This is a genomic window from Mesorhizobium sp. L2C066B000, assembly GCF_000502335.1.
Lineage (GTDB): Bacteria > Pseudomonadota > Alphaproteobacteria > Rhizobiales > Rhizobiaceae > Mesorhizobium.
In genome coordinates, this window is record NZ_AYWZ01000014.1 from 23136 (window position 1) to 36176 (window position 13041).

Genomic DNA, 13041 nt, shown 5'->3' on the forward strand with positions numbered 1-13041 from the left:
AGACATGGTCGGCGCATCGAAGTCGGAAGCGGGGGGCGGCCCGATCCGCTATGGTATGGTCGGCGGCGGCCAAGGCGCCTTCATCGGCGCGGTGCACCGGATCGCGGCCCGCATGGACAATGACTTCGTGCTGGTGGCCGGCACCCTGTCGGCCAATCCCGAGCGCGCCAAGGCTTCCGCCGCCGAACTCGGTCTCGACCCGGCGCGCAGCTACGCCTCCTATGCCGAGATGGCCAAGGCCGAGGCCAAGCGCCCGGACGGCATCGAGGCGGTGGCGATCGTCACCCCCAACAATGTGCACGTGCCGGCGGCCAAGGTCTTCCTCGAGGCGGGCATCCACGTCATCTGCGACAAGCCGCTGGCGACGACTTTGGCCGAGGCCAAGAAGCTCGCGGCCGTGGTTGAAAAGACCGGCAAGGTGTTCGTGCTGACGCACAATTACACTGCCTATCCGATGATCCGGCAGGCGCGCGAGATGGTGGCCAAGGGGCAGCTTGGCGACATCCGCATCGTTCAGTCCGAGTACCCGCAGGACTGGCTGACCGAGGATCTTGCCGCCACCGGCCAGAAGCAGGCGGCGTGGCGCTCCGACCCCAAGCAGGCGGGCGCGGGCGGCGCGCTCGGCGACATCGGCACGCATGCCTACAATCTGGCGCGCTTCGTCTCGGGTCTGGAGCTCGATTCCCTGTCGGCCGATCTCGACGCTTTCGTGCCGGGGCGGCTGCTCGACGACAATGTCAATGTCATGCTGCGCTTCAAGCCGGTCGGCAAGGTGCATCCGGCCAAGGGCATGATCTGGGCGAGCCAGGTGGCGCCCGGCCACGAGAACGGGCTGAAGCTGCGCATCTACGGCTCGAAGGGCGGGCTGGAATGGGTGCAGGCCGATCCGAACTATCTCTGGTACACGCCGTTCGGCCAGCCCAAGCAGTTGCTCACCCGCAACGGCGCCGGCGCGCTGCCAGTTGCGGGACGCGTCAGCCGCGTTCCGTCTGGCCATCCGGAAGGCTATCTCGAAGGCTTCGCCAACATCTACCAGGAGGCGGCGCGGGCGATCCGCGCGGCACGCAAGAAGGGCGGCAAGCCGGGCAAGGACGTGGTGTTCCCGACCATCCAGGACGGCGTCGAAGGTATGGCGTTCATCGAGGCCTGCGTTAAGTCATCGAAGAAGAACGGGGCGTGGACGAAACTTTAGGGAGCGCCGGCGCCAAGTCTCTTCTCCCTTCGGGGAGAAGGTGGCCGCGAAGCGGCCGAATGAGGGCGCATGGTGCGAGGTGCGAAAGAAACCAGCGCGCGCCGTCAAACGGGGAGGGGCTGTCGATGAAAGTCGGCATGTGCATGTTTTTGTGGACGACTTCCGTGTCTAAGAAACACGAGCCGTTGCTGCGCGACATCAAGGCGACCGGCTTCGACGGCGTCGAGATACCGATCTTCTCAGGCACGCCAGAGGACTACAAGAAGCTTGGCGATCTGCTCGACCGCATCGGGTTGGAGCGCACGGCTGTTACGGCGATGGGCGACCCGGCGATGAATCTGATTTCGCCGGATGCCGCGACCCGCAAGGCCGGCATCGGCTACATGAAATGGGCGATCGATTGCGCCCAGGCGCTCGGCGCGAGTACGCTGAGCGGGCCGCTGCATTCGACGCTCGGCGCCTTCTCCGGCAGCGGGCCGACCGCTGCCGAGAAGAAGCGCTCGATCGCCTCGCAGCGCGCCATTGGCGATCATGCCGGCAAGCGGAACGTTACCATCGGGTTGGAGGCGCTCAACCGTTTCGAGTGCTATCTGCTGAACACGATGGCCGATCTGTCCGAGCACGTCGATGCCATCGACCGGCCGCACATCAAGGCGATGTACGACACCTTCCACGCCAATATCGAGGAAGCCGACCCGATCGGCGCCTACATGAAGCACCGGCGGAATGTCGTGCACATCCACATTTCGGAGAACGATCGCGGCGTGCCGGGGCGCGGGAACATTCCGTGGAAAGAGACTTTCGCGGCCATCCGCAAGAGCGGCTATGACGACTGGCTGACGATCGAGGCGTTTGGCAGATCGCTGAAGGATCTGGCGGCGGCGACCAAGGTGTGGCGGGATTTTTCCGAGACGCCGGAGGCAGTTTATCGCGAGGGATACAGGCATATCAGGGATGGGTGGAAGCGGGCGGCTTAGCCGCTCACTTCCTCATCCACTGGCGAAGCGGGAGCGCAGCGGACGCGGAGACCCGAGGACCCATGCCGCGACTGTCGCGCGCCGCAGCGGTGCAGGTAGGAGATGCGAGTGGACGCCTCTTTTTGCACCGCTGGATTCTAGCGCAGACGTCACCGAATGAATCCTCGGGTCTGCGCCGCGTCGCTTCGCTCCTTGCTCCGCCCGTGGATGAGGAAGCGACGGGCCTTTTCGCAAATCGCCGAGGTATGCGATCTGCCTTAACTCGGCACTTATCGCTCCACCAAATTTTTCGGATGTCTTACCCCACCTCGATCACAGCCTTGATCAACCCCGATTTCTCATGCGCCCAGCGGGCGAGATCATCCGGCGTGCCGGCCAGCGTGGTGCGGTGGGTGACGAGTTTTGCCAGAGGCACGGCGCCGTTGCGTATCGAGGCGGCGACGTGGTCGAAATCGACTTTCAGCGCGTTGCGGCTGCCGATCAATGTCATTTCGCGCTTGTGGAATTCCGGATCGGAAAAGACGATGTCGTCCTTGACGACGCTGACCAGCACGAGCGTGCCACCATGCGCGACATGGGCGAAGGCCGACTGCACCGAGGCGGTGTTGCCGGTGGCGTCGAAGACGACGTCGAACCCTTCGCCGCCGGTTGCCTCGCGCACCAGTTCGGCTGCCGCTTTTTGTGAGCCGTCGAGCGTGGCGAAGCCGAGTTCGCCTTTTGCAAAATCCAGCCGCTCCGTGCTCATGTCGAGCAGGCTGACATCGAGCCCGGCGATGCGCGCAAACAGCGCTGCGCCAAGGCCGATCGGCCCGGCGCCGATGACCAGCGTGCGGGCGCCTGGTTCGGCGCGAGCGCGCCGCACGGCATGCGCGCCGATGGCGAGGAATTCCACCGCCGCCGCATCGGCCAGCGACAAGCCGTTTGCCGGATAAAGATTCCGTGCCGGCACCAGGATCTGCTCGGCCATGGCGCCGTCGCGATGCACGCCAAGCACTTCGATCCTGACGCAGCAATTCGGCTTGCCGTGCCGGCAGGCGATGCATTTTCCGCAAGCGAGATAGGGATTGATGATGACGGGCTCGCCCACGGCAAGGTCGACATCTTCGCCGGTCTCGACGACGGTGCCCGACACTTCATGGCCCATGATGCGGGGATAGGCAAGGAACGGGTGCTTGCCTTCGAAGATGTGGTAGTCGGTGCCGCAGATGCCGACATGGCTGACGGCGACCAGCGCCCAGCCGGCAGGCGGCGCTCCTGGCGCCGGCCGGTCTTCCAGGACAAGCTCGCCGGGCGAGCGGCAGACAACAGCTTTCATTCGGCAATTCCAGTGTTTCTCAAAAAAGGCGCCGGTCCGTTGTTAAGCAGGCCGGCGCAGAAGGTCAGGGAGGATTACTTGCCGCGACGGCGCAGCCCGTCGAAATAGACGATGATTATGATCAGCGCGCCGGTGATGATGCGCTGCCAGAACGAGTTGACGTTGAGCAGATTGGCGCCGTTGTTGATGGTGGCCAGGATGAAGGCGCCGAGCAGTGGGCCATGCACCGAGCCGACGGCGCCGAACAGCGAGGTGCCGCCGATCACCGATGAGGCGATCGCCTGCAACTCCCAACCTTCGGCCTGGGTCGGGTTGCCGATGCCGATGCGCGCCGCCAGCAGCACGCCGACGAAGGCCGCGCACAGGCCCGACAGCGTGTAGGCCATGTAGATGGTGCGCTGGACATTGACGCCCGAGAGGCGCGAGGCCTCGGCATTGGATCCCACAGAGAAGAGATAGCGGCCCCAGCGGCTGTGGTGCAGGAAGATGTAGGCCGGGATACCGACCAGGATCACCATCCAGAACAGATTGGGGATGCCGACAAAGGAACTGCGCGAGAACGCGGTGAAGCTGTCGCTGTTGATGTTGATCGAATTGCCGTTGGTCATCAACAGGCCGATGCCGCGCAACGAGGTCAGCGTCGCCAGCGTGATGATGAAGGGCGGCAGGCCCATCTTGACGATGCCGAAGCCATGGAACAGGCCGATGGCAACGCCGACCAGCAGCGTCACCAGAATGGCGACCCAGATCGGGAAGCCGGCATTGATCATCATGGCGACAATGACGGTGGCGAAGCCGACCACGGCGCCGACCGAGAGGTCGATGCCGCCGGTGATGATGACGAAGGTCTGGCCGACCGCCATGATGGCGATCATCGAGCCCTGCCGCAAAAGATTGGCGATGTTGTTGGAGGAGGCGAAGCTCGGCGTCGCCACCGACAGCACGATCCAGAGCAGAACCAGCAACGCCAGAAGCGTCAGCCCAAACAGGACGTTGTAGTTCCGTTTCGGTTTTTCGATCGCGACGGTTTCGATGCTCATGGTTCCTCCCGTTTCTTGTTTTGTCAGCCGATCGCCTGCGTCAGCACGTCTTCGTGGCTAACGGCGCGAAAGCCATGGCTGGCGACCAGTTTACCGCGCCGGAACACGTGCAGCGTATCGGCGAGCTCGTAAACCTCGGGCAGATAGGACGAGATCAGGATGATGCCGGCGCCCTTGGACAACAGTTCCCCGAACAGGCGGTAGATCTCGGCCTTGGTGCCGACATCGACGCCGACCGTAGGCTCGTCGAAGATGAACAGCTTAGCGCCGTGCGCCAGCCATTTGCCGATAACGATCTTCTGCTGGTTGCCGCCGGACAGGCTGGAGGCCAGGGCGCCGCGTGTTGGCGTTTTGATGCGGAGGCCGGCGATCTGGCGATCGGCTTCAGCCTTTTCCTTCGTGTTCGAAATCAGCAGGTTGTTGGAGATGCGCTTGTAGATCGGCAGGTTGAGGTTGAGGCCGACCGGCAGGTTCAGGCACAGGCCCTGGTCGCGGCGGCTTTCCGGCGCCAGCGCCATGCCGAGCTTGATCGCGTCGTGCTCGGAATTGATCAGCACCGGTTTGCCTTGCCAGCGGATCTGGCCGGCCGACTTCTTGTGGCGGCCATAGAGCGTGGTGACGAACTCGCTGCGGCCGGCGCCGATCAGGCCATAGAGCCCGACGATCTCGCCGGCACGCACTGTCATGGAGACGTCTTCGAAGCCCTTGCCCGACAGGTTTTTCGCTTCAACGATCACGGCACCGAGGGTAAAATGCTCCTTGTGGTAGACTTGCTCGATCGACCGGTTGATCATCATCTTGACCAGCTCGGCGTCATTGGTCTCGGCAATGTTGCGGGTGCCGACCAGCGTGCCGTCGCGCAGCACCGAGACGCGATCGGCGAGTTCGAACACCTCTTCCATGCGATGGCTGATGTAGATGATGGTGACGCCTTCGCCCTTGAGCCTGCGGATCAGCGTGAACAGCTGGTCAGCTTCCTTGCGGGTGAGATAGGCGGTCGGCTCGTCGAAAATCAGGAACTTGGTGCCGCGCACGGTGGCGCGGGCGGCGGCGATCAGCTGCTGCTGGCCGATGGTGAGGTCACCCAGCATGACATGCGCCGGCAGGTCGAAGCCGAGACCGTCGATGATCTTCTGCGCTTCCTTGACCATGGCGCGCTGCTGCAGGATGCCGAAGCGCGAGTTCTCCTCGCCGAGGAACATGTTGGCGGCGACGGTGAGATGGCGACAGAGCACGACCTCCTGATGCACGGCGTTGATGCCCAGCGCCATTGCCTCGTGCGGGGTTGCCAGCGCTGCCGGCTTGCCCTCCCAGATGACATCGCCGGAGGTGCGCGGCATGACGCCGGTCAGAAGCTTGATCAAGGTGGATTTGCCTGCGCCGTTCTCGCCGACGATGGCGTGGATCTCACCTGCCTTGAAGGCAAGGTGAACGGGCTTCAGCGCATGCGTGCCGGGATAGCGCTTTTCCAGCCCGTGCAGTTCGAGGATCGTCCTGCCGGGCGCTAGCGTTGGGGCCGGGTGCAGTTCCTGCGCCGTGGGCGTCATGACAATCCTCCCAGATTGGCCTTACGATTGGCACGTCGCGATGCAGTCAAGCCGCATCGTCGAGGTAATTCAAGCCGGTGGATATTCAAGCCGGTATCGAATGTTTCCGGGGCGCGAGGCCCCGGAAACGATTTTTGCCTGACGGGCTCAGAGCTTCGGGTTGAGCAGCGCGTCGATCTTGGGGTCTTTCATGTTTGCCTTGGTCACCAGGTTGGCGCCTGTGTCGACATTGGCCTCGACCTTCTCGCCCTTCGAGGCGGCGAGCGCGGTCTTGATGCCGTCATAGCCCATCCGGTACGGATCCTGGACGACGAGCGCGGAAATGACGCCGTCATTGAGGAACTTGATCAGCTTCTCGTCGCTGTCGAAGCCGACCAGCGCCAGCTTACCGCCAAGGTTGTTCTCGGCGACAGCCTGACCGACGCCCTGCGCCATGATCAGGTTGGACGCGAAGATGCCCTTGAGGTTCGGGTTGGCGGTGATCAGGTCGGTGGCGATGTTGAGACCGGTCGTTGCTTGGCCGTCGGCATATTTGTCCGCGACGAGCTTGAGCCCCGGATATTTCGCGGCCAGCTGCTCGGTGAAGCCCTGCTTGCGCTGCTCCAGCGAACCGGCGCCCGGCGCGTTGGTGATCAGGGCGACGTCGCCCTCGATCTTGCCGCCATTGGCTTCGCCGATGGCTGCTGCAAGACCGTCAGCGGCGACGCGTCCGCCCTGCACATTGTCGGTGGTCAGGAACGAGGTGAACGCCTTGGAGTCGGCGCCGGAGTCGATGCCGATGACCTTGACCTTGCTGGCCGCTTCATCGATCGGCTTGCCGAGCGCCTTGAATTCGGTCGGCGCGATGACGATCGCGGCCGGGTTGCCGGCGACGGCATTCTCGAGGATCGAAACCTGGCCGTTGACGTCGGTTTCAGCCTGGGCGCCGAGTTCGGGTACGTTGACGCCGAGATCCTTGCCGGCCTTGCGAGCGCCGGCCAGGACGATCTGCCAGTAGAAGGACGTGGTGTCCTTGACGATGATCGGAATGGTCACGTCCGCCGCCGAAGCCGGCGCCGTGTGCAGCGTGCCGGCAAGCATCGAGGCGGCAGCTAGTGCCATCAGTGAGCGGCGGTTGAGAATGCTGGTCACGAATTTCATTAGGAATCCTCCCTAGATCGCCCGGTGAAGGTTACGGAAGCTCCATTTGGATAGGCGCGGCCCAAACAGAACTTTATCAATAAAAAACAGTTGCCGCTTTTTGATAGTGCATCGGTCCGGCCGACGCAAGCGGTGTTTCATATCGGCCTGCGCATGGCTTGGCGGGGAAACCTCCCTGCCGATCCTCAGTGCCACGTCCAGACGCTCCCGATCCTCCTTGATCATCATGGAATATTAATTCCACCGTCGAGTCAATATGGAATATTCATTCCTTCTTGAGAACCGTGATCGTGGCGTTTCGTCAGCCGAGCTCCTGCACGATGGTGTAGGGAGCGTAGCGGGCGAATTCCGCTTGCGGCACCTGGACGTCGAACAGGTCGAGGTTGCGCGTCAGGTTGGCGGGCTTGGCCGTTCCGGTCAGCACGCTGGCCACGACAGGCTCCTGCAGCGGAAACTGCAATGCAGCCGCCGCCAGCGGATATCCGCCCTCATCAGCGATTTTCTCCATCGCGCCGACACGCTCGAGTATGTCCTGCGTCGCCGGCAGATAGTCGAAATGCGCACCGTGCACCGGTCCGGTCGCCAGGATGCCGGAGTTGAAGACGCCGCCGATGATGAGCGAAGTCTGTCGCTCACGACACAGCGGCAGCAACTCGGCTTCAGCCGAGCGGTCGAGCAGCGAATAGCGGCTGGCCAGCAGGATNCAGCAGGATGCAGTCGAGCGGTGCTTCGCGCAGCACGTCGAGGCAGATCTGCACCTCGTTGACGCCGAGCCCATAGGCGGAAATTACACCGGACGTTCTAAGCTCGTCCAGCGCCTTCAAGCCGCCGTCCACCAGCTGGCGAAAGTGCAGCTTCGTCTTCTCGACGCCATGTGTGTAGGTGCCGATGTCGTGCACAAACAGGATGTCTATCCGGTTCAGCCCGAGCCGGGCATAGGAGAACTCGACCGAGCGCATGATGCCGTCATAGGAGTAGTCGTAGTCGAGCGCGAAGGGCAGCGGGTCGACATAGGAATGATCGGGAACCTGGTCTTCCGGCACCGGGCGGAACAACCGTCCGACCTTGGTCGACAGCACATAGGAATCCCGCGGCTTGTAGCGCAGGAAATCGCCGGTCCGCCGTTCCGACAGGCCGAAGCCATAGAAGGGCGCGGTGTCGAAATAGCGCAGGCCGGCATCCCAGGCTGTCTGCAGCGTCTCCATCGCCGCTTCGCGCGGACAGGCCCGGTAGAGCCCGCCGATCGCCGCCCCGCCGAAGCTTATCTCAGTGACCTCGAGCGCAGTCGTGCCGATGCGGCGTTTGTCCATCCAAAGCCTCCCCTTGTGAGCCGTCGTTGCAGCCCGCTTTTTTCGTCGGTGGTTAGAGCGTCGCGCCGAGGTGCCACGGCACGAACTCGTTGTCGCCGTAGCCGAACGCCTCGCTCTTGGTCTTGCGGCCCGATGCCGTCTCGACGATGAGTTCGAAGAGTTCCCGGCCCATGCCGGCGATGGTCTTCTCACCCGAAGCGATGACACCGCAATTGACGTCCATGTCCTCTTCCATCTGGTGGTACATGGTCGAGTTGGTGGCGACCTTGATCGACGGCGTCGGCCGGCAGCCGAAGCAGGAGCCGCGGCCGGTGGTGAAGACGATGATGTTGGCGCCGCCCGCCACCTGACCGGTCGCCGAGACCGGGTCGTAACCGGGCGTGTCCATGAACACCAGGCCACTGCCGGTGACCTTTTCGGCATAACCGAAGACGCCGTTGAGCGGAGTCTGGCCGCCCTTGGCGACGGCGCCCAGCGACTTTTCCAGAATGGTGGTCAGGCCGCCGCGTTTGTTGCCGGGCGAGGGGTTGTTGTCGATCGAAGCGCCGTGCTTGGCGACGTGGTCTTCCCACCATTTGACAAAACCGTCGAGCTTCTTGGCGATCTCCGGCGTTGCCGCGCGATAGGCGAGCAGATGTTCGGCGCCATAGATCTCCGTCGTCTCCGACAGGATGCCGATGCCGCCGACGCCGGCCAGGATGTCGACCGCCGCTCCCAGCGCGGGATTGGCGGTGATGCCCGACATGCCGTCGGAACCGCCGCATTGCAGGCCGACGACGATCTCCGAGACCGGGATCGGCTCGCGCTGATACTGGCCGACTTCCTCGGCGATTTCGGCGAGCACGCCCATCGCCTTTGCGACCGATTTGCGCGAACCGCCGGCGTCCTGGATATTGAAATGGCGTTTTCCCGCCGCCGCACCCTTCTGGCCGTAAAGGGTGAGCTGGTTGACCTCGCAGCCGAGGCCGACCATCAGCGCGCCACCGAAATTCGGGTGGCGGGTGTAGCCGGCGAGCGTGCGGTGCAGCACCATCATGCCGTCGCCGGTGCCGCTCATGCCGCAGCCCTGGCCATGGACGATCGGGACGAAGCCGTCGATCCCCGGATATTTCGGCAACAGCACGCGGTTGGCCTCGTCGGCAATGGCGTGGCAGACGGTGGCCGAGCAATTGACGCTGGCGATGATGCCGATGAAGTTGCGCGTGCCTGCACGGCCATCGGCGCGACGATAGCCCATGAATGTCCGGGCGCGGTCAGCTTCGGTGGCGTGCTCCGCTTCGCTCGGCGGCACCACCGGCAGGCGGCCGGATTCAAAAACCAGATTGTGCGAATGGACGTGGTCGCCGGGCGCGATGTCCTGGGTGGCGCGGCCGATGGCCTGGGCATACTTGACCACCGCCTCGCCGGCGGCGATAGGCTTGATCGCCACCTTGTGGCCGGGCTCGATCAAGGCCGTGGCGACGGCGCCGCCGGGCAGAGGGGTGCCGATCTCGATGCGGCCATTGGCGACCGCGACATTGTCGGCGGGGGACAGAAGAATGCTGTTCGAGGCGTTCACGGGCAGTTTCCTGGGTCTGTTCCTGGGGATGCGCGGATTGACACGCGTCTGTTTACATATAATGTCTTTTATCGTGAAAAAACATTTGTGCGTCAATTGTTTTTTCAGGAGGAGACCATGCGTCCGATGGACGCTTGGCTTGTGGGGAGCGGCGTCTGACACGCAGAGCGTTTTGCCTTGCCGGGTGAGCGCCAGGACATATGTGATATCGCGCTTCAAGCCAGCCACAGCAAGCGCCGGCGCGCAACGGGGCAGGGATGTCGAAGAGCAACAACGTCTACAAGGACGCTTACAATAGGGGTCTGCGGCTGCTCGATGAGACGCAGAGCCTGCCGTCGGAGCCGGAGCTGGGCACTTTGCTTGGCGTCAGCCGTACCACCGTGCGCACCATTCTGGCGCGCATGGAAGAGACCGGGCTGATCGCGTGGAACAAACGCAGCAAGACAGTGCTCAGGACGCCGAAGCCGGATGATTTCTTCCCCGAGGAGGAGACAGACACACTGGCCCAGATCATCGAGCGGTCGTTTATGCGCAGGTTGCTGGCCGGCGGTGCAGAGGCCGGCATGCAGATCAACGAGCTCGAACTGGCGCGCGAGATCGGCGTCGGCACCACCAGCGTGCGCGAGTTCCTGATCCGCTTCTCCCGCTTCGGCCTGATCGAGAAGCGGCGCAACAGCCACTGGGTGCTGAAAGGATTTACCCGTGCCTTTGCGCTCGAACTCACTGAAATCCGCGAGATGTTCGAGATACGCTCGGCGGCGGCCTTTGCCGCCTTGCCTGGGGATAGTCCGGTCTGGGCGGATCTCGACCGGCTGGAAGACGAGCACCGGCTTCTGGCAAGCGAAATCGCCACCCGCTTCAACGAATTCTCGGAGCTCGACGAGCGCTTCCACCGGCTGATCCACCGGGCGTCGCACAATCGCTTCATCGTCGACTTCTACGACGTCATCGCCATGATCTTTCACTACCACTACCAGTGGAACAAGGCGCAGGAGCGCGAGCGCAACGAAGTCGCGGTGAGCGAGCATCTCGCCTATATCACATCGCTCAAATCGCGCGATCTCGGCAAGGTCGACGCCGCCTGCCGCAAGCATCTGAAGTCGGCGCGCCACACGCTGTTGACGTCGATTCCGGAAATCGGCGGCCGCCCGGCTTCCTGACTGCGACGTCCGAAGGGAGGTTATGCGCACAAGGTCCTATGCATGCCCTTATCCCAAAACCGCTGCGCACTTTTGGCGACAAGCATCGAACGCGCCGCGTTGCCGCAGCTATGGTTTGGCGATTTTCCGCCGGCATGCCGCGTGCTAGATATCCAAGCGTTGCTGCGTGAAGAGGCAGGTCTTTGAACTTCCGGCGTAAGAGATGGAGCATGACGGCCGCCTTTGTCGCGGCCTGTGTGCTGCTGCTCCAGTCGACGCTCGGCGTGTTTGCTTTCGGCATTGCGCCGGACGCCTCGCAACTCGACGCTTTCGGCAACGTCATCTGTACACATGAGGGGGCGGTCCAGTTTCCCGGCGGGGATCCGCACCAGCCGCACATGCCGGCGTGCTGCATGCTCGGCTGCAGCACGGCCTCCGTCGCCCATGCGCCGCCGGCAGGCGTCGGCGTGGCGCCGGTGAGCCTGTCTTTTGAAACAGTCGCGTTTCTCCCGCCGGCAGTCAGGCATCACGACGTCACGCGTGAGCGCTCTCCGGCCAATCCGCGCGCCCCGCCGCTTGCCGGCTGAAAAGCCGCCGCTCGCTTGGCGTAACCCGCGCGGGCGATAATCATCCAATGATAAACACGTTCGCAGCCTAACAACGGTGCGACTTCATATTCATGGAGGCTACCCATGTCCCGTTTTCGTCATGCCGGCGCGTTGCGCTGCAGCACCCCTATCTTCACCACTATCGAGCAGCGTCTCGGCAGCGCCCTCTTTGCCTTTGCACTGTTGTTCGCCGGCGCCCATTCCGTCCTTGCGCATGAGTTCAAGGCCGGTGACATCGAGATCGAGCATCCCTGGTCCCGTGCCACGCCAGCCGGCGCCAAGGTCGCCGGCGGCTATTTCACCATCGTCAACAAGGGCAGCGCGCCGGACCGGCTGCTGTCGATTGCCTCCGACATTTCGGGCAAGGCCGAACTGCATGAAATGGGAGTCAAAGACGGCGTCATGACCATGCGCCCGGTCAGTGGCGGCCTGGACATTCCGGCGGGCGGCAAGATCACGCTGGGTCCCGGCGCCTACCACGTGATGTTCATGGATTTGAAGCAGCCCCCTAAAGAAGGCCAGATGTTTGCCGCTACGCTGACTTTCGAGAGGGCCGGAACCGTGACCGTCGAGTTTGCCGTGCAAGCCATAGGCAGCGCGCCACCCCTGGAAGACAACGACTGACCAATTATTGCCAATCAATTTTTTCGAGAGGGACCCATCATGAACAAGCATCTTTTGCCGGCCGCTGCATTCCTCGTCCTGGGGACAAGTGCCGCCTTAGCCCATATCACGCTCGAAACAAAGGAGGCTGCGGTCGGTTCGACCTACAAGGCCGTGCTGCGCGTGCCGCATGGCTGCGAAGGCAAGGCGAGATTGCCGTGCGCGTGCAGATCCCGGAAGGGGTGATCGGGGTGAAGCCGATGCCCAAGCCCGGCTGGACGCTGCAGGTCAAGAAAGGCAAGTACGAGAAATCCTACCAGCTCTATGGCGAGGCGGTGACCTCGGGCGTCAAGGAAGTCGACTGGAGCGGCGGCAGCCTGCCGGATGAATTTTATGACGAGTTCGTCTTCCGCGGCACGTTGGCCGCCGATCTGCCGGCCGGGCAAAAACTCTATTTTCCGGTGGTGCAGGAATGCGATGGCGCCACCACGCGTTGGATAGAGATTCCGGCGGCTGGTCAGGAGGAGGATGCGCTGGAAGATCCGGCGCCCGGCCTCAACCTGCTGCCGAAGAAATGATGCATTGGCGGCGCGCTGCTTCGAAGCGGCGCGC

11 protein-coding genes and 2 pseudogenes are annotated in these 13041 nt (G+C 63.2%); 6 read left to right on the forward strand and 7 right to left on the reverse strand.

Translation table 11 applies throughout. From position 1 onward, the window contains the following. Positions 1-4: 4 nt before the first annotated feature. Both X733_RS142495 and X733_RS142490 read left to right on the forward strand, forming a co-directional pair. Positions 5-1192, forward strand: a complete 1188-nt coding sequence (locus tag X733_RS142495; protein WP_023804586.1) for a Gfo/Idh/MocA family oxidoreductase — start codon at positions 5-7, stop codon at positions 1190-1192. A 125-nt stretch (positions 1193-1317) separates the two neighbouring features. Continuing rightward, positions 1318-2169 carry a sugar phosphate isomerase/epimerase gene (locus tag X733_RS142490; protein WP_023804587.1) on the forward strand — a complete coding sequence of 284 codons (852 nt, stop codon included), beginning with the start codon at positions 1318-1320 and terminating at the stop codon, positions 2167-2169. A 298-nt stretch (positions 2170-2467) separates the two neighbouring features. Here the strand turns inward: X733_RS142490 and X733_RS142485 are convergent, their stop codons facing one another. The 7 genes and pseudogenes from X733_RS142485 to X733_RS142460 form a co-directional block, all read right to left on the reverse strand. Continuing rightward, the gene (locus X733_RS142485; RefSeq protein ID WP_023733621.1) at positions 2468-3484 is read right to left on the reverse strand and encodes a zinc-binding alcohol dehydrogenase family protein; all 1017 of its coding nucleotides are present in this window, start codon (positions 3482-3484) and stop codon (positions 2468-2470) included. A 74-nt stretch (positions 3485-3558) separates the two neighbouring features. After that, entirely contained in the window at positions 3559-4524 is a 966-nt protein-coding gene (locus tag X733_RS142480; protein WP_023683015.1) for an ABC transporter permease, read from the reverse strand. Between the two features lie 23 nt (positions 4525-4547). Further along, positions 4548-6071, reverse strand: a complete 1524-nt coding sequence (locus X733_RS142475; RefSeq protein WP_023819620.1) for a sugar ABC transporter ATP-binding protein — start codon at positions 6069-6071, stop codon at positions 4548-4550. A gap of 147 nt (positions 6072-6218) precedes the next feature. Beyond that, positions 6219-7211 (reverse strand): ABC transporter substrate-binding protein, encoded by a 993-nt coding sequence (locus X733_RS142470; RefSeq protein WP_023669816.1) that lies wholly within the window; start codon positions 7209-7211, stop codon positions 6219-6221. Between the two features lie 12 nt (positions 7212-7223). Next, positions 7224-7439 (reverse strand): hypothetical protein, encoded by a 216-nt coding sequence (locus X733_RS142465; protein ID WP_023669815.1) that lies wholly within the window; start codon positions 7437-7439, stop codon positions 7224-7226. 73 nt (positions 7440-7512) lie between these two features. Beyond that, positions 7513-8521 (reverse strand): annotated as a pseudogene (locus X733_RS01000000166515) (aldo/keto reductase). Between the two features lie 52 nt (positions 8522-8573). Then, positions 8574-10079 carry an altronate dehydratase family protein gene (locus tag X733_RS142460; protein ID WP_023728563.1) on the reverse strand — a complete coding sequence of 502 codons (1506 nt, stop codon included), beginning with the start codon at positions 10077-10079 and terminating at the stop codon, positions 8574-8576. Between the two features lie 257 nt (positions 10080-10336). Here X733_RS142460 and X733_RS142455 point away from each other — a divergent pair, with 257 nt between their 5' ends. The 4 genes and pseudogenes from X733_RS142455 to X733_RS01000000166520 all read left to right on the forward strand — a co-directional run bounded on the left by X733_RS142455 (position 10337) and on the right by X733_RS01000000166520 (position 13007). Beyond that, on the forward strand, positions 10337-11239 hold the full coding sequence (locus tag X733_RS142455) for a GntR family transcriptional regulator (RefSeq protein WP_023819623.1): 903 nt from the start codon (positions 10337-10339) through the stop codon (positions 11237-11239). A 209-nt stretch (positions 11240-11448) separates the two neighbouring features. Continuing rightward, positions 11449-11805, forward strand: coding sequence for a DUF2946 family protein (locus X733_RS142450; RefSeq protein WP_023819624.1), 357 nt, complete (start codon positions 11449-11451; stop codon positions 11803-11805). A gap of 105 nt (positions 11806-11910) precedes the next feature. Next, the gene (locus X733_RS142445; RefSeq protein WP_031193807.1) at positions 11911-12450 is read left to right on the forward strand and encodes a copper chaperone PCu(A)C; all 540 of its coding nucleotides are present in this window, start codon (positions 11911-11913) and stop codon (positions 12448-12450) included. A gap of 39 nt (positions 12451-12489) precedes the next feature. After that, positions 12490-13007: pseudogene (locus X733_RS01000000166520) on the forward strand (YcnI family protein). The last annotated feature ends 34 nt before the right edge of the window (positions 13008-13041 follow it).